Below are 25872 nucleotides of genomic sequence, written 5' to 3'. Positions count from 1 at the left end.
TATTTGCTATCCTCTAGTCGCCTGATAATAGGGAAGTAAGCGTTCATAAGCATTTTCTAATTTTTCTAAAATCACTTCTAATGATTGATTTTCTATGATAGAAACATCTGCCTTAACTAAAACTTTTCGAATTTCCTGATTAGATAGTTTATTTCTTAAAATCTGACGATTTTCTTCGTTCGCATCCCATCTTTGACTTTGACCATCAGAGTAGACTAGATAATAAATCCCTTCAACGGTTGGAATTTCTAAAACTTTGGCCTGCTTACCTAGAGTTTGCTCATCTTTCTTGCGCTCAATGAAACTGACCTCTAAGGAAATACCAAAATCAGTAGATGTCCCGTACAAACGAAGAGCCAACATAGGTTCTGTTACTTGTCCGTCTCTCTGTAGATAGACCCAGAAATGTGGCCGCAAACGCTGCGCTTGGTTCATCCACTGACTAGTCTGTTGGAGTTGCCATTCTGGATGACTGGTTTGAAATACTTTAGCCAGTTCTGTAAAAGCCTTTCGTGCCTCTTGACCTTTGTGGCGAAATGCCAGCATTTTCTCTCGCTCTGCTCCAGCTTTATCTGGATTACGGTACTGGATCCCTGCAAAGTCTAAATAATCTCTTATCTTATTCAACATCAGTTTAATCTCCTCTAGCTAGCAAAAAATCAGGATAAACCTGATTTTACTTATTCTGTATCTACAACGACATAGCGATTTGGCTCGTCACCTTCAGAGTAACTAGTCACGCCATCCATACGTGAAATAATACGATGGATAATCTTACGTTCGCTATTTGACATTGGATCTGTTTGATGACTGCGGCCTTCTTCTAAAACACGAGTCGCCAATTTTTGAGCATAGGTCTGCAAGACTTCTGCACGGTGTTCAACATAATCATTGACATTGATTGTAATATAGAAGGTTCTTGAATAGCGGTTATAAAGATAATTTTGAGCCAACAGTTGCAAGGCCTTCAAGACTTTACCATGGTAGCCGATAATACGACCTGGTTCGTTAGTATCAATTTGCAAATTGATACTACGACGGTTATAATCATTTGAAAGTGTGGCTTCAACATCCATGTCATCCACAATCGCTTGAACATAGGCAGTCACATCCGTAGCCACCTGGGCAATATCAAAGCTCGGTTCAACTTTCAAGCCCATCTCTGTCAAGTCTTGATTTTCAGTTTGGTCTTGCTCAGTTTCAAGGTCATCAGCGCCCGCTTCTTCCCTCATCGCTTCCTCGATTTGAAGTTCATTTAAGATCTCAATGTGACCAGTTTCTTCTAAGATAGTGCTGGCATGTCTTTCATGTTTTAAGATTTCAGCCTTGACTTCATCAGAAATACCTTGACCTTCCTCTTCAATCTTTTTAATCGCCTCTACAACATGACCCAAATCAACAGTTGCTTCACTGACTGTTTTAACAGGCTCATTCAAATCATTGATTTGTTTTGGAACTCCCTTTACAGCTTGTTGGTTTGCTTTTACAACTGTCGTTTCACTAATAGCATCGATATCCACTTGGGCTGGTTTTTTACCAAATAAGCCAAGAAAGCCTTTTTTCTCACGAGAAATGACTTTGATATGAGCCTTCTTCCTTGGAATATCTAATTCTTTCAATCCTTTCTGGATTGCTTCTTCAACAGTTGAACCTGTAAATACTACCATTACCAGATTCCTCCTTATTATTTCGTTTTCTGAGCCTTTTTCTTGGCTTTTCTTTTTCTATTTTCCAAATCTTTCTGTGCCTGTACTACGGCCTCGCGCTCTGCGATAATCTTGAATGGATTGTTCAAGAAATAGGTTTGCAAGACTTGATAAGCATTGGACACTGTCCAGTATAGGGCGACTCCACCTGGCGCATAAACTGCAAAGATAAAAATCAAGACTGGAATCCCATACATCATCGCAGTCGTAGCCCCATTACGCTCAGACAAGGCTTTGTTGGACAACCAAGTACTTAAAAAGGTGAATACTGCTGCTAAAATCGGAAGAACAAGGGTTGTATCCACACCACCAAGGTTAATCCATAAGAAATGACCTGTCTTCAAAAAGTCAACTCTTGATAGAGCTTGGAACAAGGCCAAAATAACCGGCATCTGAATCAAAATCGGCCAAAGAGAATCTGACTGTCTGACACCCATTTCTTTAAAGACTTTACGCATTTCTTGCTCTAGCTTGGTTTTGCTTTCCATATCTCGACCTGGATATTGTTCTCGAAGCGCCTTAATGCGTGGTTGAGCTTCTTGCATTTTTCTAGAAGCCACCATTTGCACTTGAAAGACTGGCAAGAGGACTGTACGAATCAAGACCGTAAAGAGAATAATCCCCACTCCGATACTGATATCAAACGATAAAAAGCGAATGATTTCCGCAAAGAAGTAAACAAATTTACTCCAAAAATCAGCCGAATTGGCTGTAATATCGCTAGTTGTCCCATTAGTCGCACAGGCTGTCATGATAAATAGGGACAGTCCTAGCAAACTAGTCAACTGTAGTTTCTTTTTCACTCCCATTTCCTTCCTGGTAAATCTTTGATAATTTTAATACGTGGAGTAGATTTTTCTCCATCTCTGCGTATCCCAAGGTTTCGACTCCTTTTCGAGCAATGACAACAAAGTCGACATCTTCTACCAGACTCCCTTTGGCATTCTGGATAATATGCCGAATCCGTCGCTTAATTTGATTTCTAGTGACAGCATTCCCCAGTTTTTTGCTAACTGATAGACCTACTCGAAAATGGTTTTTCTGGTTTTCTAGTTGGTAGACAACAAATTTACGATTAGCAAAACTTGTCCCCTCCTTGAAAATCGCCTTAAAATCTTTCTCTCTTTTTACACGAAAGTTTTTCTTCAAAACTCAACTCCATCTATTAAATTACTACTATTATACCATATTTTTCAAAAAAGCCAATCATAGCAAGGTTTTGCACAATTTCATCAGAAAAAGAAGCTGGAAAAATCACTTTCCCAACTCCTTGTACGGAATATTTTTACTAGTTTTACTTATTTTTTCAAGCGTTCAACGTCACGGGCAATAACTAGCTCTTCATCTGTTGGAATAACCAATACACGGATCTTCGCTGCCTCTGTTGAGATATCTCCTGTCACACCAAAGACGTTCTTTTCTGGATCAACATCACAGCCAAACCAAGAGATACCTGAAATGACATCTTCACGCACATTTGCAGCATTTTCACCAATACCTGCTGTGAAGATAATAGCATCTGCTCCATTTAAGACTGCAAGGTATTGACCGATATGTTTTTGGATACGATCAACATACATTTCATAGGCTAAAGTGGCATCATGATCCCCTTCTTCCATAGCAGCAATCACATCACGCATATCACTAGATTTACCTGAAACCCCCATCAGTCCTGATTCACGATTAAGGACGCGACTAATGTCTTCAGGCGTGTTAAAGTCCTCTGTATATTGCATTAAGTAAGGAATGATAGCTGGGTCAATATCCCCTGTACGAGTTCCCATCATCACACCACCAAGTGGAGTGAATCCCATTGAAGTATCGACAGATTGACCACCCTTAACAGCTGTAATAGAAGCACCATTACCGATGTGGCAAGTAATCAATTTCAAGTCTTCTAATGGACGGCCCAAGAGTTTTGCTGCTTCTCCTGCTACAAACTGGTGACTTGTACCGTGGGCACCATATTTACGAACCTTGTTTTCTGTGTAATATTTTGTTGGTAGAGGATAGCGATAAGCTTTCTCTGGCATAGTTGTGTGGAATGAAGTATCAAAAACAACTACACTGGTAATGTCTGGCAACAATTCCTTGAAGGCACGAACACCTGCTGCATTGGCTGGATTGTGGAGAGGAGCTAACAAGCTCAACTCTTCAACTTTTTCTAAAACATCTCCCTCAACGACTGTTGATTCTTTAAAATATTCTCCACCTGCAACAACACGGTGTCCAACACCTGTAATCTCATCATAAGCCTTGATAATATCGAAACGAATCAAGTCATCCAATAAGATTTTAACAGCTTGTGTGTGATTTTCGATATCCAAAATTTGTTGTTCAGAACGGCCGTCAAATTTTACAGTTGAAATAGAATCTTTCAAACCAATCCGTTCAATTAAACCTTTAGCAAGAACTTTTTCCTCTGGCATTTGATAAAGTTGCCATTTCAAACTTGAACTTCCCGCATTGATTGCAATTGTTTTTGTCATAACATGATACCCCTTTTTAAGCGTTTTCATCTATTATAACAAAATCTATTTTATATTTCAGTACCTTGAGTCCATTTTTGAAAATTTTCTTTAAATTTCATTAAAACACCTGCATCTTGCAAGCTAGCAAGTGGATAAACAAAAGGATCTACTGCTGTTTCACTTTTCTTCTGTAAGATAAAAATCGTCTTTGATTGTTTAGCATTAGCAAAGAGATTTTCAGGCAGACTGATCATCGCAACCAGACTCGCTTCCTCTTTCAACCACCCTTTCAACAAATCACTTTGAGGGCTGGTCAACAAATCACTCGGAGCGAGAAAAATAGCGTATCCATCTGACTTGAGATACTTAAGTCCTTGTTCCATGAGCAAGTGATGGGCGTAAGTATGTTCTTGGCTAGAAGCAACTTGATGACGCAACGCAACGGCATCATCAGGATAATAGCCGACAGGCAAGTCGCTGATGACCACGTCGCTTTCTTTGAGCATCTGTGGACGAACGGCATCCCCTTGGACAAAGCCAGCCTGTAAACCAATTACATCTGCCATGCTAGCTGCCAAATCAATCAGCAAATCATCCACTTCCATTCCCAAGTAATCCACCTTTTTATCAAGCGAGGTCAAGAAAGTAGCGCCCAAAATTCCCATGCCAGAACCCATTTCGAGAATAGTGATTTCCTCCTCTTTAAACAACTCTTCCACAATAAACACCAAAAGTAAGGCAATAGCATCCGGTGTAAACTGGTGATTAGCCTGTAGGGGTTCTGTTTGCCCAGCCTTCATCAAGAGAAACTGGTAGGTCTTGAGCCATTCTTCTTTGCGTAGCGCTAAACGTTTAAGGGCCTGATTGTTCTCTTTGACCTGCTCTAGCTCAGTTTCTCCATCCAGATAGATGCTGTTTTGCTCCACCAGGGCGTCATAAAAGTTGGTCGCCAAATCACTTTGAATGACTTGGACATTCTCTAGTAAATAGGTATAAGCTTGTTCAATTTTTTCAAAATCCATATTCCTATCTTATCAAATTTCCCTTCTTTTTTCCATCCTTATAGAAAAAGCACTCCCTGACTAGGCGAGTGATTTTTGGGCTACTGTTAAAAAGAGTTCTGAGTAATTTCCTTGAAACAGGTCTTCAGCGCTATAGAGAATCTGACTATGCACAGATGAAAAACCAAACTGGGCTAGCTTGTTTTCCAGTTCAACCAATTCAAATCCATGATGGCTAGCTTCTGTCTTGGTAAAATCAGCAAGTAAAAGTTCTCCATTTTCTCTCAGATGTTGATGAAACAGTGAGAGAGCCGCATCCAAATCAGGCATATGATGAAGAACCCGACAAACAACAATGAGATCAAACTCTTTCTCCAAGGGTTTTTCCAGTAAATCTTGCTCCAAAAACTGGATATTCTTGATGTCTTGCTGCTCCGCTTTCAAACGAGCTTGCTCCAGCATTTTCTCCGAAATATCTACAAGAGTGACGAACTTGGCTTGTTTTGCCAGAGGCAAGGTTAACAGACCCGTTCCTCCACCGAAATCCAAAATTTCTTTGTCTGATAGAAGATCAATCTGTTTCTCGACTGCTTGACACACCAAGTTTGCAAGGAAGATGTTTTTAGGGGAATCGAAAGTTTCTGCTTTGTGGTTAAAATCATGTTTCATATCTTTAGTTTAGCACAAAGTAGCTTGATTGGCTAGGAATTCTCTTTCTTTTCAGATTTCTCTTCTGATTTTTTCTTCTCTGCTTGATTACTTGAATCAGTCGCTACCTCTTCCTTTTTCTCTGTTTTCTCTTCTTTGATTTTGACTGAAGGAAACAGGAACTCATATTGGCTCTTAGGCGTACGAACCGTCGTCACTAAGCTTGTTTTCTTATTTCGATAACTCACCTGACCTAGATTAAAGATCTGCTCCCCACTTTCTTGCTCGGCTTTATCCTTGGTTCGTTTAGCCATGGCAAAAGCAACCAATTTTTCTTTATTCAAAGCATAGTCTTGATAGTGGGCAACTTGTCGGTTCAAGTAAAATTGTAACAAAAGACTAAAGATGGCTGCCATGGTGACTGCATAGAGGAGAACACCTGCCTTAACTTTTTTCTTTTTCCACACGATAGATAAACTCTCTTTCTAAGCCTTTTTGAAACTGGAAACGAAAACGCACCAGTTGATTGTCCTCTGTAATCTGAGCGGATTTGAGGCCATAAACCATAGGTTGATAACCCCGTCCACTGGCATCGGTTTTCCGAAAATCGTCTGACTTTGACTTACCGATGGCGATGTCCTTGCCATCTTGCTTCATGTATAAGCGATTGCCCTCCACTTTTTCGAATTGCGAACGATTTAATTCCGCCTCCAACTGATCCACAAACAAGATCCACTCTTTTTGCTCGCTTTGCTGCTGGTAACGAACTTCTGAAATGAGGAGCTGACTCATGGCCTGAAATAGGAGTAAACTTCCACTGATGACAATGAGGGCAATCAGGGATTCCAACAAGGTGAAAGCCTTGACCTTATGGCTCTTTGATAGCCAACAACTGTTCTGAACCATGGTAGACCTCCAATCCCTTTTCACTAGAAAATACCTGAATCTCAACTCCGTTGATGCTTACATGATTTTGACCTGTCTGCAGAGCCATCTTAGCTACCCTTAAGACTTCTTCCTTTTGCAAGATTTTTGCTTCTTCTTGCCTATTTTTCTGAATTTGTCCCAAAAGGAGGGTCGCAATGCTGGCAAAGATAGCTAAAGCAACCACTGCTTCCAGTAAAATCACTGCCCTAATTTTTTGTTTCCTTAATGCGTTTAATTTTTCCATTTCCTAGATATAATTGATAGCGAATCGCTCCTTTACTTGTCTGAAATTCAACCTTAGCCAGGGACGAATTGCCCCCAGCACGGTCAAATGTGATACTTTGTCCTGATGGCGCCTGAATTCCTTTAGGAACTGTCAACTTTTGACTGCCATTGCTAATCGTCTGCCCATCTAAGTTTAGACTAGTCTTTTGCTGACTAGCTACACTGCGTTTTTGGGTTTCCCGATAGAGTTCTTCAAACTCCATAAAGAAAATCTGCTCCTCTACCGCCGCAAAAGTGGACTGGACAGAGCCAGATAAGCCCAAGGCAAGGATACTCACCAGTCCCAAAACCAATAGACTTTCAAACATGGTAAATGCCTTAATCTGCAACGGTTTGACTGGTATTTTGTTTAGCATGGTATTCTTTATAAGCTTTAGCTTGCTCTTCTGTGATTCGCCCATCTGCTTGTAACTTACTTAAGCTAGCATCTTCATTTTTATCTAAGCTATAAAGCTCTGCCTGGCTTTCCACCACCTTAACAACAGCAGCTTTTCCTTTATCGTTGACTGCTTCTTTTTGCTTGGTCAGATTAGGTACAAAGAGTAAGAGAAGCACACTGATGATGAGCAAGACCACCAACATCTCCACAAGTGTGAAAGCTTTAACCTTAGCTTTTTTCAAGAATGTTATCATTTTTTTCATGTTAAAAATTTACCTCCATATTTTGATACATGGGCATCAGCATTGCCGCATAAAGTAAAACGATAATCAGTGCCACAAAGATAAAGACCAGTGGCTGCACCAGATTCATGGTGCGGTTGACTCGGGTAAAAAAGGTTTCCCAAGTTTTTTCAGCATAGATTTCCAACTCACTACCCAGCTTGGACTTGACTTCCCCATACTCGATGATGAGGCTCAACTCCTTCTTAAAGAAAGGATAGGTTGCTATGGTTTGAGAAAATTCGCGGCCACTTTGTAGGGATTGAGCTAGGTCTTGACCGATTTCTTTAAAGAGCTGAGAACCTTGTTCCTGCATCATCTGAAAAATCTGCGTCAGCTCCATTCCCTGCGAAATCATATTCCCCCATTCACGCGCATAATAGGCTGTCAAATAAGTCTGCACAAAAATTCCAAAAAAGGGAAGGCGTGCTAGGATAGAAAAGACGCGCATCTTAGAACTTCTTTTATAAAAAGTGAGTGCTAAAAGGGCAAGTATGGAAACAAACCCTACCATGCCTAGAAAGATTTGTGGCAGATTGCCAATGATTTGGGTGGCAATATTGCTACTATCCAGTTGTGGTAGTAGATAGTTCCGTAGTCCCAGCATGATTAAGAGAAGAAAACCCAGCAAAATCAAAGGATAGGTCGCTACTTCAATTAATTTTTTCTTGACTTTGGCTAGATTGTCTAGATACTCTTCTATCTTTCCCAAACTCAGGTGGAGATTTCCATGGACTTCAGCTAGGGATAACTGAGTGACAATGGCACTTGAAAAACCCAAACTTTCCATCATTTCTGAGAATGATTTTCCCTGAGACAAGCCTGTACGCATCTGGGTCACACACTGCTTGTCCAACAAAGCACTCCTATCTAAAAAGGAGATGGTCTCCACCAGATGAAAACCGCTGGAAAAGAGATTATTAAACAGGGTGATGATATTTTTTTGCTTAGCTGTAGCTAATTTTTTCCGTTTCAGCCTGAAGACTTGTGATATGTCCATCTTTAAGAAGCTGGTCAATCTGTTCATTCCAGCTAGTTGGCTGGTGTTCTTGATAGTCTTTGTTTGCAAAGTCAACGATTCCTCCTCCCCCGATTAATCTCTGGTAGCAGACTCCCTGCAGAACGACTGCCAATTCCTCCTCACTCACACCCAACTCCAGTAAACGTTCATAAACACCTCGAATACTCTTGGCGTGAATGGTTGAAAAGACTGTCGCCCCTGTCAAACTGGCTCTGACCACTGCACGCGCCGTCTCGCTGTCCCGAATTTCTCCGATAATCAAGAGATCTGGTCGATGACGCAAGGAAAGTTTGATTAGATTTTCATAGGTCAGTCCGATTGCTTCGTTCAATTGCAACTGGAGCATGTCGTCCTGCTTGATTTCGACAGGATCTTCGATGGACATGACTTGCTGTCCTTTAAAGAGAGACTTGGACAATTCATGCATCAGGGTTGTCTTGCCACTTCCGACTGGACCAGCAAAGAGATAGAGACCACGTTGCCTGTACTGCTTACCCAGTTCTTCAATATCCTGAAACCAAAAATGCAAATCCTGCTCCTCATCGTGCAACAAACGGATCACCAAACTCTCATGTCCTCGATAATCGCCTACGGTAGATAAACGTAGTGACGCCATCTTATCGTCATATGCATAATCACAGGAACCAAGTTGACTACGTCGCTTTTCTCCAACATTCATACCAGCTACAAACTTAAAGTGACTGATGACGGCCGCAAACTTTTCAAAATCATAACAACCGATTTTACAGCGCTCGTCTCCTATTCTCATATGAAGCTCATAAGCGTCTAACTTAGGAACAAAATAAATATCTTGCGCTCCTTTTTTCCGAGCTGAATGAATGATTTCTTGTGCAATTTCTTGAACCATACTTACCTCCTCACCTATACTATTCGCAAAGATTTGGGAAAATAAAAAAAGCAACTCCAAAAAAGTTACTTTTTTTCTATTTTAATTTCATACGGCAAGAACGGTGCCTTTCCTTACCTGTTTGTTTTTCATAGCCTGGGCGTAGTTTTTCATCTGGAATAACCTGCTCATCCTGTAAAAGAGCCAAAGAATGGTATTGTTGTAAATATTCATCACATTCATCACACCAGCGTTGGTCTTCTGGATCCCAAAAAATGGTCATCAAGTCACTTCTGCTTTTATAAAGAGGGGATTCTTGTTCTAATTTAAACCAGCAAGTTTTGTAGTATTTGAGAGCATCATAATACTGGTCAAATTTCTTACTAGCTACAATATCTTCTTCCCAACCTTCTAAGAACCACCAGGGTTCAAAATCTCCATACATTTCTATAACACGATACATATTCATTCAATTCCTTTGTATCGTATATTATAACTAATTCCATTAAACAAGAAAAGAAATATGCTCATTTCTTAAATTTTTGATAAAAAATCCAGCCATCTTATGATGACTGAATTTCTATTTGCTTATGTTCCAAAATGTTTTTACTACTTAAGCTTCTGAAATATCGTTTTCGATGATTACCTTAATTGCATGGTGGTCTGCCGCTTTACTGAAAACTTCATAGGCTTTTTCAATTTCACTTAGTTTGAAATAATGAGTTACCAATTTTTCTGGCTCAATCTTATGACTTTCAAGTGCTTTCAACAATTGTGGAGTTGTATTTGTAGATACCAAACCAGTTGTTACATTGATGTTGCGAATCCAAAGTTTATCTAAATCGAATTCGACTGGTTTACCATGTACACCACAGTTGGCAACCGTTCCGTCTACACCGATAATCTTTTGACAGAAATCAAATGTTGCAGGAATACCAACAGCTTCGATAGCAACATCTACACCACGACCATCTGTCAAATCATAAATTTCTTTAATCGCTTTTTCAGGGTCTGAAGAATTAATCTTGTGAGTCGCACCAAATGATACAGCAGTTTCCAAGCGGTTATCGTCTAGGTCTACCATAATCAATTTAGCTGGTGAATAGAATTGAGCTGTCAATAGAGCAGCCAATCCAACAGGTCCTGAACCAATAATGGCTACACTACAACCAGGTTCTACTTTCCCTTTTAAGACACCAATTTCATATCCAGTAGGCAGAATGTCTGATAGCATAACCAAGGCTTCATCTGACAAGTCTTCTGGAGTGTGGTAAAGAGTATTATCTGCATGAGGGACACGTAGATATTCAGCCTGCATACCATCAATCAAGTGACCAAAAATCCAGCCCCCTTCGTCTTCACAGTGAGCATAAATTCCTTTTTTACAGTAGTAGCATTTACCACAGGCACAGACACAAGAAATCAAGACCTTGTCGCCTTTTTTGAAGTTAGAAACTCCTTCTCCAACTTCTTCCACAATCCCAATCCCTTCGTGACCAAGAATGGTACCGCTTTGGCAAGCAGGAACATCCCCTTTGATAATATGGAGGTCTGTTCCACAAATAGTGATTTTTACGATACGCACAATAGCGTCTGTTGGCTTACGAATCACTGGTTTGTCAACGTCAACAAAAGAAGCAAGTCCTGGTTTAACATAAGTATAGGCTTTCATAAAGCACTCCTCCGTTTTTTTATTTGTATTATTTATAATACAATTGTAAACCTTTTCATTTGTTTGCTCAAGCTTTTTTGTGATTTTTTTAACTTTTTTATTTACTGGTAAAGTAATATAGATAAAAAAGCAGAAACTAATCTCTAACTTCTGCTTTCTCTCTTATGCTTGATAACGTTTCACACCATCTAGATAGGTTGCTACCAATTCCAAATCTTTATCTAGCACGATAAAGTCAGCGTCGTAGCCTTCACGGATTTGACCACAAACATCATCAATGTGAACAGATTTTGCTGGGTTAAGGCTAGCCATCATGACCGCTTCGTGTGGATTTGCAATACCCCACTCGACTACATTTCTCATACCATCTTTAAGTTTGAGGATAGAACCTGCCAAGTTACCTGTCGATTTGAGGCGTGCAGTTCCATTTGCTACTACAACAGGGAATTCTCCCAACATATAGTCACCGTCTTCAAGCCCACCAGCTGTCATACAGTCCGTAATAAGAGCGATGTTTTCTGTCCCCTTTTGCTTAAGTAAAATCTCACAAGCTTTTGGATCTACGTGATAACCATCACAAATCAATTCTGCGTAAGTATGTGGGAGCTCATACATAGCTCCTACCATACCTAGTTCGCGGTGTGTTAAACCACGCATCCCATTATAGGCATGTACCCATACACTAGCTCCAGCATCAACTGCCTTCTTAGCTTGTTCAAATGTCGCATCTGAGTGTCCAAGTGCAACTGTCACACCTTCACCTGTAATAGTACGTACAAAATCTTCCACCCCATCACGTTCTGGTGCAATAGCGATTTTATTTAGCATCCCTTTTGCAGCATCCTGCCAAGAATGAAACTCCTCAACACCCGGGTCTCTCATATAAGTTGGATTTTGTGCCCCCTTAAAAGTTTCTGTGAAATATGGACCTTCATAATAAATCCCACGAATCTTAGCACCCGTTGCTTCTTTATAATGGTTTCCAAGATTTTCAGTGACTGCAAGCAATTGCTCATAAGTGGCTGTTAAAGTTGTGGGCAAGAAACTGGTAACACCGGTACTAAGAAGTCCTTCACTCATAGTATGCAATGTACCTTCAATGTTGTTGTCCATCACATCTACACCTGCATATCCATGAATATGAGTATCCACAAGACCTGGTGCAATGCTATAACCAGTATAGTCAAGAACCTCTGCTCCTTCAGGAATTTGATCCACATGTTTCCCAAATTTGCCATCAACAAGTTCTAAGTACCCACCGCGACGAATGCCAAATGGATAGAAAAACTGATCCGCTTTAACGTAATTAGGCATAATAATGACCTCCTTAAAAGATTACTTTTGATATTTATTATGTCAATTACATTATAAACCTTTCTGATTCATTTGTAAATGGTATAGACCTATTTTCTAGAGATATTTTAAAAGAGCTGGATTTCTCCAACTCTTCTCTTTTTAATACAAGTTATTTTGATTTGACTGGTTTGTCTTGAGCTGTTTGCAAGGCTGTAGCAATGGTATCTGCATACAATTTTGCTCCTGCTTCAATTTTGCTATTGTCACTTCCAAAATGGACTTGGTCTGTTCCAGTCCAAATTTCTGGATGCTCTTTCGCAACTTGATTCCAATCAGCAACTGTGATATAAGGTGTCTTCTCTGCCAATTCTCTCATGTAGGTAGCAGCCTTCTCAACGATTGCATAGGTCTCTTTTGTTTTATCTCCTTCATAAGGTGTCACCAAAATCATATGGTGTCCCTTAGGAAGATTTTTCACGATACTATCCCAATCTTCCTTGTAATTTTCAGGATTATTTACCCCTGTTGCAATGACCACCATCTTAGGTAAAAATTTATTCTGGCTATTATTTAGCATGATTTCATTGGCGGTCTTGGTTGTTCTGCTGACCTGCGCGTTAATCTGTGCTCCAGGAAGAGCTGTCTGCAGAGCTGTATTGGCCCTTAGAGCCACCGAGTCACCAATTAACATAGTGCCATCAGCAATTCCCAAACTATTTGCATCTGCCCGCTCTGCCATTACCTTGGTCTGGCCAATATTTGTCGCAGCTTGCTTCAAGCCATTGACAGTTAAATCTGTCTCAAAAGCTCCAACTTGTGGAGCCAACAAGGTCACCGTGCAGACAATGATGGTCAAGATTCCTGTACTTGTTGCAAGAATTGTGTGAATATAAGGCAGGGGACGAAGGGTTTGTAAAATAGGTGTGTTCTTGCCTGCAATCCAAGGTTCCAATACATAAAATGAAAGACTGGCAAATCCATAAGAAAAAATCAAAGTTAATAACACAGCAAGAAGATTTGATGTCAACTGTGAAAAAATGATATAGAAAGGCCAATGGAAGAGATAAACTGCATAGCTAGTATCCGCTAAGAAGCTGATAATCTTCGGTTCCTGTATATGATGTGTCTTTTCATGTAAGACACGCGCCGCCAGAATCATAGCCATGGCTGCTAAACTGGCCATTAAGAATCCAAATAGATAAGCAAAGAGATAGGTAAATTTGACAAAGAAGGTCAAAATGAGTAAGAAGCCAAAACCTCCTCCCAAAACTAAAAGGGTCTTGCGTAAATCCCAGATTTTATCCAACTGTTTGACGAGGGAAGTCGTCTGACGAACGCCTACAATCGTTGCTAACACACTTCCCAAAAAGAATGGATAGACATGAGTTAAACTGGAGAAGTAAACAGAGGAATAAGAGGTTACTAGAAAACTACCAATAAACATGGAGAAGAAGCTGATCAAGAAGGCAGCAGCAGATAAGAGAAAGACCATTCCTCTCAACTGACCATTTGATCTGGACTGTTTAGATAAGAACCAAACTGCCAATCCCCAGAGGATATAGTAGTGAACCTCAACAGCCAAGCTCCAATTATGAACAAACAAATGTGGAATGAACTGAGATTCATAGCTCCCACCTGTTAGGAGTTCATAGAAGTTGGTCATAAAGCCTAAGACTCCCGCAATCTGACCACCAATTCCAGCAACATAATCTTGTCGAACTAAGAAAGTAAAGGGCATGGTTACCAAGACCATCAAAACCACAGGTGGAACAATCCGATAAAAGCGTCTCCTAAAAAATCCAATCAAGTCAATCTCGTGATTCTTAGAAAATTCTTCGATGAGTAGAGCCGTAATCAGGAAGCCTGAAAACGTGAAAAAGACATCTACCCCGAAAAAACCTCCAGGAAAGATGGTCTGAAAGAAATGATACAAGAGTACCAATAGTAAACCTGTAATCCTAATCAAGGAAAACCATTTAATGCGCATACGAGTTTATTCTTCCTTTCATTGTACACTTTATTCTATCAAAAAAAGAAGAAAAATCCTAAGAGAAAACTTAGGATTTTTAGCTTATATCAATTCCATTTTAGAAATTACGTCCTGATTTATTATAGCCATATTTTTCCACAAAATACTCACGGAATTCTAAAAGATTGTCATCCATAATGGCTTGTCGCACTTGCTTCATCAGGTTAAGCAAGAAGTAAAGGTTATGGTAGCTAGTCAAGCGGATACCAAAGGTTTCATCAGCCTTGAGCAGGTGACGAAGGTAAGCGCGTGTATAGTTCTTACATGTGTAGCAATCACATTCAGGATCCAGTGGCGTAAAGTCCTCAGCAAACTGGGCGTTTTTGACAACCAAACGTCCCTGACTGGTCATACAAGTCCCGTTACGAGCGATACGAGTCGGCAAGACACAGTCAAACATATCCACCCCACGAATCACCCCATCAATCAAGCTATCTGGCGCTCCCACACCCATCAAATAGCGAGGTTTATTTTCAGGCAGCAGTTGGGTTGTAAAGTCCAAGACCGCATTCATCTCTTCGTGGGTTTCTCCCACTGCCAAACCACCGATAGAGTAGCCTGGGAAATCCATGCTGACAAGGTCATGAGCCGATTGGCGGCGAAGATCTTCAAATCCTGCCCCCTGCACAATCCCAAATAACCCTTGATCATGCGGACGACGGTGAGCCTTCAAACCACGCTCAGCCCAACGACTGGTACGCTCGATTGATTTCTTAACGTAGTCGTAAGGTTGATAAAACTGAGGACATTCGTCAAAAGACATCATGATATCTGAACCTAGATTGTTCTGAATAGAGATGGCCTTTTCTGGTGATAGGAACATCTTAGAACCATTAAGATGATTTTTAAAGGTTACTCCTTCTTCTGTGATATTACGGCTATCTGCTAAGGAATAAACCTGAAAACCACCACTATCTGTCAAAATAGGTTGGTCCCAATTCATGAACTTGTGGAGACCACCAGCGCGTGCAATTAGTTCATCCCCAGGGCGAAGCCAGAGATGATAGGTGTTTGATAGGATAATTCCCGAACCCATCTCCTTCAATTCTTCAGGTGACTGAGTTTTGACAGTAGCTTGAGTCCCAACTGGCATAAACATAGGTGTCGGAAATGTACCGTGGGGAGTGATGATTTCTCCCAGACGAGCTCCTGTGTGTTTTTCTTTCTTAATCAAACGGTATTTGATTGGTGAATCTGACATTTTCTACCTCCGAAGCTGGGAAAAACAGTCCCAGTTCATACTTTGTGCCCAAGGGCATACTGTATGATTTTATCAAAAAAAGCTGGAACTGTCACGAACTATGGTATAATGAGAGAATGAAATACCCAAAAATTGATTTAAAAACCATTCGTCTGCAGGCTAGACAATTTCAAGCTGAAAATCCCCGCCTCTTTCTTGTCTATCTCTTACCTAGCATACTGGTCATCTTGTCTGGCTTCCTCAATCCCTTAGAGCGTATCAACGAAGCTATTTTAGAAGAACCCTTTTTAAGCGTGTTTGGCCATGTATCCCAAGCCTACCTTTTCCCACTATTAGTCTCCTTTATCGGGACGATTCTCCTAACCAGTTCAGTCTATACAACCCTGAAACTCATCAAAAATCCTGATACAGAACTATCTGTCAAAAATAGTCTCACTCTCTTTAACGAAGCACACTTTTCACAAACCTTTTTGACTCTCCTTCTCAAACGCTTCTATCTTTTCTTATGGAGCATTCCTAGTTTACTCGGGATTTACTTCCTCTTTTACAGTAGCTTTCTAGCAAAGAAATTCGTTGCAATCCATCCTGAATTTCCTAATCTGGATCTCACGTCAATTGAAACCGAGCGCTTCCTCATGACCTTTGGTCTTTACTTTCTAGCAAGTATTTTCTTGATGATTATAGGAAACAGTCTCTATATTCCACAGTACTATGCCTATTCGCAGGTAGAATTTCTCCTCTGTGACACCCTAGACTTGAGCCAAGCTAAACCAGGGCAAATACTTAAAACCAGCCGTTTTCTGATGAAAGGCTACAAATTTCAGCGCTTTGTTCTAGACTTACAACTCCTTCCTTGGTATTTCCTCAATTGGATTACTTTTGGGATTGCTAGTTTTTCACTTCTTCCCTATATTCAAATCAATAAAATAATTTTCTACCGAGCAGTACTAGCTCGAAAACGTCCAAAAGCTTGAAGGTTTTCCCTCAAGCTTTTTTCTATCAATGAGTTTCTCCGCCTACCAACTTGAGGTCCTGATCTCCATGTTCTATAATGGCGCCGATTGCTGCTTCTATCCCTCGCCTAATATCCACTAAACTCATAGCTGGAGTAGTCGGTCGATTCACCACCTGTTCCATCATATAAGGAATATGCATAAAACCTGCCTTAACATGTGGAAATTTCTTTTCTGCCAAATAGAGGGCCTGATACATCAAATGATTGCAGACAAAAGTCCCTGCCGTATTGGAAATAGAGGCCGGCAAGCCCACCATTTTTATAGCTTGGACCATCGCTTTAATCGGCAAACTGCTAAAGTAGGCCGAAGCACCATCTTGGCGAATGGGAAGGTCAATCGGTTGATTACCTTCATTATCTGGGATGCGTGCATCGTCTTGATTAATAGCTACTCGTTCAGGCGTCAAGCTAGATCTTCCACCTGCTTGCCCAATACAAAGGACAAAGTCAGGTCGATAACGATTCATCTCTTCTTCCAATACTTGGGCCGATTTGTGAAAGACTGTTGGCACTTCTAACCAACGGACCTCCGCACCATGGATTTCAGTTGGTAAACCTTTAATGGCCTCCAAAGCTGGATTGACCTTTTCCCCTCCAAAGGGCTCAAAACCAGTCACTAATACTTTCATTTCTAACTCCTTACAACCAATTCCATGAAACTCTTTTTCCGACAATAAAACAAGTATAACATATTTCCCTTATTCTAGAGTGAAAAGGACTAGCAAGACTAGTACCGCCTTTCAAATTTATTTAAAGAGTAAAATACTAATCAAGGCTAAAATAGCTGGTCCACCTTGCTTCAAAATAATTTTCTTATCTGCTGTGAAAGAGCCGTAAGCCGCCGCCCCAATCACAAATAAAACAAAAATAGTCACAATTTCTAAATTCTGTGAGAAATAAATACCATACAAGAGAAAAACTCCTAGCAGACCATTATAAATCCCTTGATTTTTGAACAGTGAACTTACTGACGGACGAGCCAATTCTTCCTTGTCCATGTTAAAGACACGACTAGTCGCTTCTGATTGCGTTGCAACACTTTCCAAATAAAAAATGTAAAAATGCTCCAAAGCAACGATCGTTGCTAAAATGATTGTAATAATTGACATCTATTTCTCCTTAAATTTCTATATTTTCAATACCCAAAACCAATTTATTTAATAAACGGTTGAGTTCTGTTATTTCAGACTCTGTTAAGATACTTTTCATCGCTTGCTTAACCTTGATATGCTGCAAAGGTGGATTCACCACTAACTGCTCCTTGGCATACTTCGTAGCCTCTACCAACACTTCCCGCTGATTTTCAGGATTACGATGACGCTCCACCAAACCTTCCTTTTCCAGAATTTTGAAATGTCGAGTCAAAGCAGCCTGATCAATCTTCAAACGCTCCTGAACCGCTATTTGATTACAGGGAGAATTCTCCAGTAAAAACAGTAAAATCTGATACCGTGTCAAACTAATCCCAAGCCTTTTTTCAAACAATTGAGTACTCGCTTGCTCAGACAAGCGGAGTTGATACAGTAAATCTTGAATCTCTATCATGTCTTCTTCCTTTCGATTGACTCATCAATAGTTGATTAGTCAATCATAATGCAAAGTAAAATAAATTGCAAGAATCATGCTTCAATCATTGCAAAATGGTAACTTCCCATTTTCCATTCATATTGATACTCAATGAAAGTTAAAGAGCAAACTAGGAAGCTATCCGTAGGTTGCTCAAAGCACAGCTTTGAGGTTGCAGATAAAACTGACGTGGTTTGAAGAGATTTTCGAAGAGTATGACAAAGAAAAAAACGAACGAGAATCGCTCTCTATCACGAAAGCTAGATCTCATTCGTCAAAATGATATTACAAAGTCTGATTTATCCATTCATTGAAACGTGAACGTGGTCATAGTGATTTTCTGTCACGCTACCACGGTCTGGCATTGGGTTCCAAGTATTAGCTGGTCCATATTTACTATCGAATGGAGCATAGAAACGTTGTTTCCAAATAATGTAACTAATTCCACGGCTGGCCATGTTTTGAATAGCGTATTCCGCAATCTTATCCCCTAGTTCTGAGCCTTCTGGTACCATAAAATCGATAGCCAAACCTTTTCCGTGATCTCCACTATCTCCTGGACGGTAACCACTAAAGGATGTAATGCCAAACAAGTTAGCAATTTCTTCTTTAAAGGCAGCTGTTTGTGGTTGAAGGCCAGCATTTTCAGATTTCGCTACTGCCAGTCCAGCATAATCGGGCGCAGCTGGAGCCGCGTAAGTTGTTGAAACTGTTTTCACCTCTTCTGGTTGATAAGTAGAAACTGCTGGTGTAGCTTCACTTGATGCTACTTCTTTTACTTCTTCTAAACTTGTTGCAGTTGTTTCTATTGCTTTTTCTTCTACTGGAGTTGTAGTTGTTTCCACTGTTAACTCAGCCTGAGGGCTTGCTTGTGTTTCCTCTTTCTCAGCTGGAGTCGTTGCCTGAGGAGCTGCTTCTGCAACTGCATTGCTTGTTTCGGCTGTTTGCTTCTCTGAAACAGAATTTCCTGTAGATGGCGCGACTTCTTCTGAAGCAGTCACTGTCTCTGTAACTTCTGAACTTGATGCTACTTCTTTTGTACTTGTAGTTTCTACCGCTTTTGGAGCTTCTGCAATCGGTTGAGAAAGGTCTGCAACCTGAACAGTTTGATCATCAACCGTCACTTGATTGGTTGTCAAATCTGCTGTCGCAGTTGTCACTTCTTCACTAGAGTCTGCTTGAGGAGTTTGGATTTCAACTTCCGTTACCTCTTCTGCTTCATTGACAGTCGTTTTCAAAACAGTTTCTGGGAAAATCAAGTCCATATTCGTGATTTTATTCAAATTCGCAAGAACTGTGACATCTACACCCAAGGCTTCTGCAATGGTGCTCAAGGTATCACCATATTGAACGGTATAGCTAGTTTTGTTGTCCGTTTTAGTCAAATCATTTTGAATTTGCTCAACACTACGTGCAGTCCAAAGAAGTTCTTCTGCTTGAGTTGCCAATACTGGGGCAAATGACAAGGCTACTGTTGAGGCTAATAATATTCTTTTCTTCATTCTTTCAAATTCCTTTCAAATGAGTACCTGTCTATCATAACACAAAAAATGCAGAAAAAAAGACCTCTCGGGCCTATTTAACAGAACTGTCTATTCCTTGTAACAAACTCGGTTACTTGAAATAGTTTGTTAGGTCTCTGTCACAAAACTGACACAATCTTTTTATCGCTCAGCCTTAAAAAAACGGAAAATATCTGCTAACGCTTGAATCCTATGATTTCCTTCATAAGTCGACTCTAAAAAGTTGATACTTTGAATCCCACTATTCTGGGCAAATTCCACATCCAGAGTCCGATCCCCTATATAATAAGTATTGTCAGGATCCAACTGATACTTGTCTAACAGATAGTTAGCCGCTTCTGGACTTGGCTTACGCGCAAAGAAACTCTGACTGGTTAAAATCTCTTTAAAATAGGATTCCAAACCCAAGTCTCTTAGAATAGTAAAAGCATTATCTCCCTTATGAGTGTAAACAAACTGTTGAATCCCTACTTGGTCTGCCCAAGACAACACTTCACGCGCACCTGGCATCAAGACTACTTGAGCATTCTTCTCAGCAAGACTCTGGGCACGCACTTGATTTAGTACTTCCGCATCCAAAGTTCGCTCTTCTGCCACCTGCTCCAGTAAATCTTGCACAGAAAACTTGAGGATAAACTCTCTCACCTGCTCCTTATCATAAGGAATAGAAAACTGAGCAAAAGTTTCCTCAATCCCTGACAAAATCGCTTCGTAAGAGTCCAATAAAGTCCCATCTAAATCCCAAATAAAAGCTGTTTTTTGCATTTCCTATCCTTTCAATCTAATATAACGCTGGTAACGGTAGCGTAGAAATAACCAGCGAAAACCATTATCCAAAAGGGTTCCGGCCCAAATACCAGGCAAGCCCCAACCAAAAACAAGCCCCATCAGATATCCTGTTCCAATGCGGATACACCACATTCCTATACTTGTCGCATAAAAGGGAAGCCGAGCATTGCCCAAACCCTGCCATACTGCTGTATAGATAACTGTTCCTATCGTCATAGGAGTACCAAGTAGTGAAAAAAGTGTCACTAGCACACTAGCCTCCACCGCTAGAGAATCAGTCGTATAGAGATGAGTCAGTGGTATGCCCAAGGCATAGACACTAAGCGTCAAGGGCAACATGAGAAGCAGAGAAAGCCAAAAGGTTTGCTTGCTCAAACTAGCTACTCTTTCCCAATTATCCTCTCCAACTGCTCGAGCTACCAGCATGACCGTTGCCGTAGCAACGCCAAAGGCAGGCATGTAGTTAAACTGGGTCAAGACTTCTCCGATTGCATTTCCAGCCACTGCCTCCGTTCCAAAAGAAACGACCAAGGCAATGATCACGACATCTCCAGCCCGCATCATGAGCCGCTCTCCAGCTGCTGGCAAAGCTAATGTCAATAGTTCCTTATCTAAACCAAAAGTCGGTTTCTCAAAAGGTAGATTTAATTGCGACCACAAAATCACAAGACCAACCAAACGAGATAGAATTGTCCCCCAAGCAACACCAGCTATCCCCATATCCAGAACAAAAATAGCTAGACTTGAAAAAAGAATATTCAAGGCATTGGATAAAAAACTAACATAGAGAGGCAGACGTGGATTATGCGTTGCACGAATCAAGGCTCCCAGACTAGTCATTAAACCTAAGAGAACAATCGATCCGCCTACCAAAGATAGGTAGAGTCCACCACTCTCAGCTACATCTCTCTCCGTCCCCAAAAGTCCTATCATCTCTTGCCCAGCGAAGATGGACAAAGATCCCAGAAGGAAACTTAATAGTAAAGTAATTTTCAACGTCTCAGTCACATGGTAGGCTAGCTTAGACTGATTCTTCTCCCCTAAACTCTTTGAAATAACACTGGAAATAGCAGCTCCCAGAGCGATGAAAATCGCCTGATAAATCGTGATAATATTGCCAGCTACTGATACACCCGAAATAGCTATCAAGCCCAAGTGAGCAACCAGATAACTATCCACCATCCCCATGAGCATCTGCAAAAAGTTTTCGCCCATAGCTGGCAAGGCAATATTAAGAATGTCTTTATTTTTCTTAAACAATCCGTCCTCCTGATGAAAAGAAACTCAGTTGGCTTCCCAACCGAGTTTACTCCTTCTGTCTTAAAGTCCTAGATAATCCTCAACTGCTGCTTGCATATCAGCAGCTGCCACTGTTGTCTTGTGACGAACAGGAGCTGTTTCAAGCCCGTCAACTGCTGGCGGCACTGCCACTCCTGAGATTTCATGTAATTGAGCCAAGGCTTCAAAGTCAGTTAAGCCTGCTTTTCCTGTTACCGCTTCTACTGCAACCACTGGGAACTTGTATGGACTAGCTGTTGAAGCAATCACTGTCTTAGTTACATCTCCAGTAGAAGCTTGGTATTTCTTATAAACTGCTGAGGCAACCGCCGTATGTGGATCCTCGATATAAGAATCTGACTCATAAACACGCTTGATTTCTGCCGCTGTTTCTTCCTCAGTCGCATATTCAGCTGCAAAGAGGTTAAGAACCTCTGCATCAAAGTCTGTCAACTCATATTGACCTTGGCTATTCAAGGCATTCATGAGTTCAGCTGTTTTAACCGCATCATTACCCAAAAGATGGAAAATCAAACGCTCCAAGTTTGAAGATACCAAAATATCCATAGATGGACTAGTTGTCACCTTAAACTCACGTTTCTTATCGTAAACACGTGTCTTGAAGAAGTCTGTCAAAACATTGTTGTCATTTGAAGCACAGATCAATTTACCAACTGGAAGACCGATTTGTTTGGCATAAAAGGCAGCCAAGATATTTCCAAAGTTTCCTGTTGGTACGGTAAAGTTGACCTTATCACCAGCCACAATCTCACCAGTTTTAACAAGCTGAGCGTAGGCATAAACATAGTAGACAATTTGTGGCACCAAACGGCCAATATTCATAGAGTTAGCTGATGAAAATTGCAACTTGTTGACCGCTAATCTTTCACGAAGAGCCACATCGTTAAACATATGCTTCACATTTGTTTGCGCATCGTCAAAGTTACCATCAATAGCGATAACATGAGTATTGTCGCCAGTCTGAGTGGTCATTTGCAACTCTTGAACCTTGCTGACACCATCCTTTGGATAAAAGACGATAATCTCAGTACCAGGTACATCCGCAAATCCTGCCATAGCAGCTTTCCCAGTATCACCAGATGTCGCTGTCAAAATGACGATTTTGTTCTCCAAGCCATGTTTCTTAGCAGCTGTTGTCATAAAGTATGGCAAAATAGACAAGGCCATATCCTTAAAAGCAATTGTTGAACCATGAAAAAGTTCCAAGTTATATTGCCCGTCTAATTTCACTAATGGTGCTATAGCTGGAGTATCAAACTTGCTATCATAGGCATTGTTGATACAGTAGTCCAACTCCTCAGCTGTAAAGTCATCTAAAAATGCTGACAAAACTAACTTAGCAACTTCCTGATAAGAAGCATCTTTTAATTTGTCAAAGTCCAAATCTACCTTTGGATAAGTAACCGGTGTAAATAAACCACCATCCGTCGCCAAACCTTGCAAAATAGCTTGGCTAGCAGTTACTGTATTTTTCGCATCACGCGTTGATTGATAAACTAATGTCATTACTCTCTATCCTTTATCTATAGTCTCTACCATTATATCATGATTTTTCAGAAAATTCTCCCTTTATAAGAGAAATTATAGATTCAATTCTTCTTTCAAAGGCTGTAAGTAGGTCATTTCTTGCTTATTTCTCATCTCCAGTCCTTCCTCAGCTAGCAGGAGTAAGTCTTTGGAAAACTCTATAATCGCAGTTTCTTCCTGTTCTGTAAGCTTTTTCTTAGAAAATTGTCGTCTTAAAAACTTATAATTTCGCCCAGATTCTTTAAAGAAAGGTTCTGTTCCTAAGTAAGCTTCTAACTTATCTAAATTAACCAATAATCCCAAGTGAAAAGCTGCTGAAGCGAAGGTTCTATCAAGAGGTTGAGTACACACACTACGAAACTCAACCGTTCCGCGAGTCGTTAAGTCTTGGTACTGATAACTACGATGAGTTTCAAAATCCTTCTCTTGAGGGTAAATAAGAATCTTATCCCCATTCAGAGCATATGCTTGGATTTCAGATGTAGGCAAATAGTCCCTGGCCTGAATCGGATAAAAATAATATGTTTGTCCATTACGTTCCGCAGTAAAAATTGCAGAATGATCTAGATAATCAAAAAAATCATCCTCATCTTTAAAGAGCCTAGCATTGACTCCGACATTTTCTGGATAGATACCATGCATCGATTCTTCCCAGAAAATATCCCTTGAAATTTTCGTATCCCAATCCGCCCCTGTAAACTCAGAATTGGCAAATAAATAAGCCTTAGCCCCTTCAATTTGAGTAAAAGCATTAATCACCCGTAAGTAGTTAGATTTTGAAACATCAAGCTGAACCTGACTCCCACAGATAAAAGCACCATATTCAGGGAAATGATGCAACTCTGATTTAGTCACATTTCTACTCAAATTCAAATAGTCCATCAACATGCGATACCGTGGGTAAGCCACTGGACAATTCTCATTTTTATCCCAGTTGGGATGAATACCACAGCCAACAATAGCATGATTTGATTCAGCTAACTTCTTCTGGATTGCTTCCATATAAATACTAAAACGTTCTTCAACCTCTTGAATCGTTTCAGCCTTGCCAAATGCAAACTCAATCGTAGTATAGGAAACTTCAAATAAAATAGCATCCTGACTTACTGGATCCACTAACTGAATAGGACATCCAAAATCATCTACCTTTTCTACAGTGAAATCCAAAGCAGAAACTAAATATCGGAATAAGTGTTTGATAATTTCAATATCTGTAGTATCACCTTCTAAATTTGCAACAGGATACTCCAACTCAATTCCGACAAACAATTCAGGATTTTCTTTAATATTTTTCAAATACCGATGTTTTAATAAATCGATAGAACGAGACATACTATCCTACACTTTCTTAATCTAAATAAAATTTGAATAACTATTATTATACCATAAAATAATACAAAAAAGGAACGAAGATTAACTACGTTCCTATTTCTATACTATACCGGCGGCCGGGGTCGAACCGGCACGTCCTTGCGGACACTGGATTTTGAGTCCAGCGCGTCTGCCAATTCCGCCACGCCGGCAAATAGTAACTGGGGTAGCTGGATTCGAACCAACGCATGAGGGAGTCAAAGTCCCTTGCCTTACCGCTTGGCTATACCCCAATAATATAAAATAGGCGAGTGATGGGGATCGAACCCACGCATGCCAGAGCCACAATCTGGTGTGTTAACCACTTCACCACACCCGCCATAATTCTATTAACACGGGCAGTAGGAATTGAACCCACACTGAAGGTTTTGGAGACCTTAGTTCTACCTTTAAACTATGCCCGTAAAATGGAAGGGGAGGGATTCGAACCCCCGAACCCGAAGGAGCGGATTTACAGTCCGCCGCGTTTAGCCTCTTCGCTACCCTTCCAAAATATATAAATGGCGCGAGACGGAATCGAACCGCCGACACATGGAGCTTCAATCCATTGCTCTACCAACTGAGCTACCGAGCCTTATTGCGGGAGCAGGATTTGAACCTACGACCTTCGGGTTATGAGCCCGACGAGCTACCGAGCTGCTCCATCCCGCGTTAATAAAAAAGGAGGATGTGGGATTCGAACCCACGCACGCTTTTACACGCCTGACGGTTTTCAAGACCGTTCCCTTCAGCCGGACTTGGGTAATCCTCCAAAATAGTTTATACGGGAACAATCCCGTGTCCTCTTAATGAAAAGATAAATGGACTAAACACTATGGGCACGAGTGGACTCGAACCACCGACCTCACGCTTATCAGGCGTGCGCTCTAACCACCTGAGCTACGCGCCCAAGTTAAAAACTTGGTACAAAGAACAAAGTTCAAAGCGGGTGACGAGAATCGAACTCGCGACAACAGCTTGGAAGGCTGTAGTTTTACCACTAAACTACACCCGCTAAAATGGGAGTTAACGGGATCGA

28 protein-coding genes and 10 tRNA genes are annotated in these 25872 nt (G+C 40.7%); 1 reads left to right on the top strand and 37 read right to left on the bottom strand.

Annotated features, from left to right (window positions below; translation table 11 throughout):
- Positions 1-6 precede the first annotated feature (6 nt).
- The 19 genes from HT734_RS04295 to tgt all read right to left on the bottom strand — a co-directional run bounded on the left by HT734_RS04295 (position 7) and on the right by tgt (position 15764).
- On the bottom strand, positions 7-630 hold the full coding sequence (locus HT734_RS04295) for a hypothetical protein (RefSeq protein ID WP_061759617.1): 624 nt from the start codon (positions 628-630) through the stop codon (positions 7-9).
- A 50-nt stretch (positions 631-680) separates the two neighbouring features.
- The gene (gene jag, locus HT734_RS04290) at positions 681-1667 is read right to left on the bottom strand and encodes an RNA-binding cell elongation regulator Jag/EloR (RefSeq protein WP_061759616.1); all 987 of its coding nucleotides are present in this window, start codon (positions 1665-1667) and stop codon (positions 681-683) included.
- 17 nt (positions 1668-1684) lie between these two features.
- Positions 1685-2509 carry a membrane protein insertase YidC gene (locus HT734_RS04285; protein WP_228343433.1) on the bottom strand — a complete coding sequence of 275 codons (825 nt, stop codon included), beginning with the start codon at positions 2507-2509 and terminating at the stop codon, positions 1685-1687.
- Positions 2484-2855, bottom strand: coding sequence for a ribonuclease P protein component (gene rnpA / locus HT734_RS04280; RefSeq protein WP_000739245.1), 372 nt, complete (start codon positions 2853-2855; stop codon positions 2484-2486). The genes HT734_RS04285 and rnpA overlap by 26 nt, the downstream gene beginning before the upstream one ends.
- 149 nt (positions 2856-3004) lie before the next feature.
- Positions 3005-4195: an acetate kinase gene (locus HT734_RS04275; protein WP_024056735.1), complete on the bottom strand. Its 1191-nt coding sequence runs from the start codon at positions 4193-4195 to the stop codon at positions 3005-3007.
- A 50-nt stretch (positions 4196-4245) separates the two neighbouring features.
- Positions 4246-5199, bottom strand: a complete 954-nt coding sequence (locus HT734_RS04270; protein ID WP_004257442.1) for a class I SAM-dependent methyltransferase — start codon at positions 5197-5199, stop codon at positions 4246-4248.
- A gap of 60 nt (positions 5200-5259) precedes the next feature.
- The gene (locus tag HT734_RS04265) at positions 5260-5847 is read right to left on the bottom strand and encodes a class I SAM-dependent methyltransferase (protein ID WP_061759614.1); all 588 of its coding nucleotides are present in this window, start codon (positions 5845-5847) and stop codon (positions 5260-5262) included.
- A gap of 32 nt (positions 5848-5879) precedes the next feature.
- Complete coding sequence (gene comGG, locus HT734_RS04260; RefSeq protein ID WP_173278625.1) at positions 5880-6293, bottom strand: competence type IV pilus minor pilin ComGG; 414 nt, start codon at positions 6291-6293, stop codon at positions 5880-5882.
- Positions 6271-6732, bottom strand: coding sequence for a competence type IV pilus minor pilin ComGF (comGF, locus tag HT734_RS04255; protein WP_016398440.1), 462 nt, complete (start codon positions 6730-6732; stop codon positions 6271-6273). The genes comGG and comGF overlap by 23 nt, the downstream gene beginning before the upstream one ends.
- Positions 6695-6997: a competence type IV pilus minor pilin ComGE gene (gene comGE / locus HT734_RS04250; RefSeq protein ID WP_188113899.1), complete on the bottom strand. Its 303-nt coding sequence runs from the start codon at positions 6995-6997 to the stop codon at positions 6695-6697. Before comGE ends, comGF begins: the two co-directional genes overlap by 38 nt.
- Positions 6960-7394 carry a competence type IV pilus minor pilin ComGD gene (gene comGD, locus HT734_RS04245; RefSeq protein ID WP_173278623.1) on the bottom strand — a complete coding sequence of 145 codons (435 nt, stop codon included), beginning with the start codon at positions 7392-7394 and terminating at the stop codon, positions 6960-6962. Before comGD ends, comGE begins: the two co-directional genes overlap by 38 nt.
- Positions 7357-7680: a comG operon protein ComGC gene (gene comGC / locus HT734_RS04240; protein WP_173278621.1), complete on the bottom strand. Its 324-nt coding sequence runs from the start codon at positions 7678-7680 to the stop codon at positions 7357-7359. The genes comGD and comGC overlap by 38 nt, the downstream gene beginning before the upstream one ends.
- 1 nt (position 7681) lies before the next feature.
- The gene (gene comGB, locus HT734_RS04235) at positions 7682-8698 is read right to left on the bottom strand and encodes a competence type IV pilus assembly protein ComGB (protein ID WP_173278629.1); all 1017 of its coding nucleotides are present in this window, start codon (positions 8696-8698) and stop codon (positions 7682-7684) included.
- A complete protein-coding gene (comGA, locus tag HT734_RS04230) occupies positions 8646-9587 on the bottom strand; it encodes a competence type IV pilus ATPase ComGA (protein ID WP_173278619.1) in 942 nt (313 codons plus the stop codon). Before comGA ends, comGB begins: the two co-directional genes overlap by 53 nt.
- Before the next feature lie 76 nt (positions 9588-9663).
- Positions 9664-10029: a DUF1033 family protein gene (locus tag HT734_RS04225; RefSeq protein ID WP_045606653.1), complete on the bottom strand. Its 366-nt coding sequence runs from the start codon at positions 10027-10029 to the stop codon at positions 9664-9666.
- 150 nt (positions 10030-10179) lie between these two features.
- Positions 10180-11238 carry a zinc-dependent alcohol dehydrogenase family protein gene (locus HT734_RS04220; protein WP_173278617.1) on the bottom strand — a complete coding sequence of 353 codons (1059 nt, stop codon included), beginning with the start codon at positions 11236-11238 and terminating at the stop codon, positions 10180-10182.
- Positions 11239-11400: 162 nt separating this feature from the next.
- Complete coding sequence (gene nagA / locus HT734_RS04215; RefSeq protein WP_001134549.1) at positions 11401-12552, bottom strand: N-acetylglucosamine-6-phosphate deacetylase; 1152 nt, start codon at positions 12550-12552, stop codon at positions 11401-11403.
- Positions 12553-12703: 151 nt separating this feature from the next.
- Complete coding sequence (locus tag HT734_RS04210) at positions 12704-14521, bottom strand: acyltransferase family protein (protein ID WP_173278615.1); 1818 nt, start codon at positions 14519-14521, stop codon at positions 12704-12706.
- 100 nt (positions 14522-14621) lie between these two features.
- Entirely contained in the window at positions 14622-15764 is a 1143-nt protein-coding gene (gene tgt / locus HT734_RS04205; RefSeq protein WP_001285237.1) for a tRNA guanosine(34) transglycosylase Tgt, read from the bottom strand.
- A gap of 116 nt (positions 15765-15880) precedes the next feature.
- Between tgt and HT734_RS04200 the strand changes: the two genes are divergently transcribed.
- A complete protein-coding gene (locus tag HT734_RS04200) occupies positions 15881-16738 on the top strand; it encodes a DUF975 family protein (RefSeq protein WP_173278613.1) in 858 nt (285 codons plus the stop codon).
- Positions 16739-16763: 25 nt separating this feature from the next.
- Here the strand turns inward: HT734_RS04200 and pcp are convergent, their stop codons facing one another.
- The 18 genes from pcp to HT734_RS04110 form a co-directional block, all read right to left on the bottom strand.
- The gene (pcp, locus tag HT734_RS04195; RefSeq protein ID WP_173278611.1) at positions 16764-17408 is read right to left on the bottom strand and encodes a pyroglutamyl-peptidase I; all 645 of its coding nucleotides are present in this window, start codon (positions 17406-17408) and stop codon (positions 16764-16766) included.
- A gap of 117 nt (positions 17409-17525) precedes the next feature.
- The gene (locus tag HT734_RS04190) at positions 17526-17888 is read right to left on the bottom strand and encodes a DUF1304 domain-containing protein (RefSeq protein ID WP_173278609.1); all 363 of its coding nucleotides are present in this window, start codon (positions 17886-17888) and stop codon (positions 17526-17528) included.
- A 10-nt stretch (positions 17889-17898) separates the two neighbouring features.
- Positions 17899-18324 carry a MarR family winged helix-turn-helix transcriptional regulator gene (locus tag HT734_RS04185; protein WP_173278607.1) on the bottom strand — a complete coding sequence of 142 codons (426 nt, stop codon included), beginning with the start codon at positions 18322-18324 and terminating at the stop codon, positions 17899-17901.
- Positions 18325-18644: 320 nt separating this feature from the next.
- A complete protein-coding gene (locus tag HT734_RS04180) occupies positions 18645-19847 on the bottom strand; it encodes a LysM domain-containing protein (RefSeq protein WP_173278605.1) in 1203 nt (400 codons plus the stop codon).
- A gap of 162 nt (positions 19848-20009) precedes the next feature.
- Positions 20010-20633 (bottom strand): HAD family hydrolase, encoded by a 624-nt coding sequence (locus HT734_RS04175; protein WP_173278603.1) that lies wholly within the window; start codon positions 20631-20633, stop codon positions 20010-20012.
- A 3-nt stretch (positions 20634-20636) separates the two neighbouring features.
- Positions 20637-21917, bottom strand: coding sequence for an MATE family efflux transporter (locus HT734_RS04170; RefSeq protein ID WP_173278601.1), 1281 nt, complete (start codon positions 21915-21917; stop codon positions 20637-20639).
- Between the two features lie 60 nt (positions 21918-21977).
- A complete protein-coding gene (gene thrC / locus HT734_RS04165) occupies positions 21978-23462 on the bottom strand; it encodes a threonine synthase (RefSeq protein WP_173278599.1) in 1485 nt (494 codons plus the stop codon).
- Positions 23463-23537: 75 nt separating this feature from the next.
- Complete coding sequence (locus HT734_RS04160) at positions 23538-24815, bottom strand: gamma-glutamylcysteine synthetase (RefSeq protein ID WP_173278597.1); 1278 nt, start codon at positions 24813-24815, stop codon at positions 23538-23540.
- A 107-nt stretch (positions 24816-24922) separates the two neighbouring features.
- Positions 24923-25006, bottom strand: a tRNA-Leu gene (locus HT734_RS04155).
- 9 nt (positions 25007-25015) lie between these two features.
- Positions 25016-25087, bottom strand: a tRNA-Gln gene (locus HT734_RS04150).
- 13 nt (positions 25088-25100) lie between these two features.
- Positions 25101-25173: transfer RNA gene (locus tag HT734_RS04145), tRNA-His, on the bottom strand.
- Positions 25174-25187: 14 nt separating this feature from the next.
- A tRNA-Trp gene (locus tag HT734_RS04140) sits at positions 25188-25258 on the bottom strand.
- Positions 25259-25262: 4 nt separating this feature from the next.
- A tRNA-Tyr gene (locus tag HT734_RS04135) sits at positions 25263-25343 on the bottom strand.
- Between the two features lie 12 nt (positions 25344-25355).
- Positions 25356-25428, bottom strand: a tRNA-Phe gene (locus HT734_RS04130).
- A 3-nt stretch (positions 25429-25431) separates the two neighbouring features.
- A tRNA-Met gene (locus HT734_RS04125) sits at positions 25432-25505 on the bottom strand.
- Between the two features lie 10 nt (positions 25506-25515).
- Positions 25516-25605, bottom strand: a tRNA-Ser gene (locus HT734_RS04120).
- A 64-nt stretch (positions 25606-25669) separates the two neighbouring features.
- Positions 25670-25743, bottom strand: a tRNA-Ile gene (locus HT734_RS04115).
- A gap of 34 nt (positions 25744-25777) precedes the next feature.
- A tRNA-Gly gene (locus HT734_RS04110) sits at positions 25778-25848 on the bottom strand.
- Positions 25849-25872 lie beyond the last annotated feature (24 nt).

Origin of the sequence: Streptococcus sp. k-90 (genome assembly GCF_013277565.1) — a bacterium.
Classification (GTDB): Bacteria; Bacillota; Bacilli; order Lactobacillales; family Streptococcaceae; genus Streptococcus.
The sequence above is the reverse complement of the archived record's forward strand: the minus strand, read 5'-3'. Positions and strand labels throughout refer to the sequence as shown.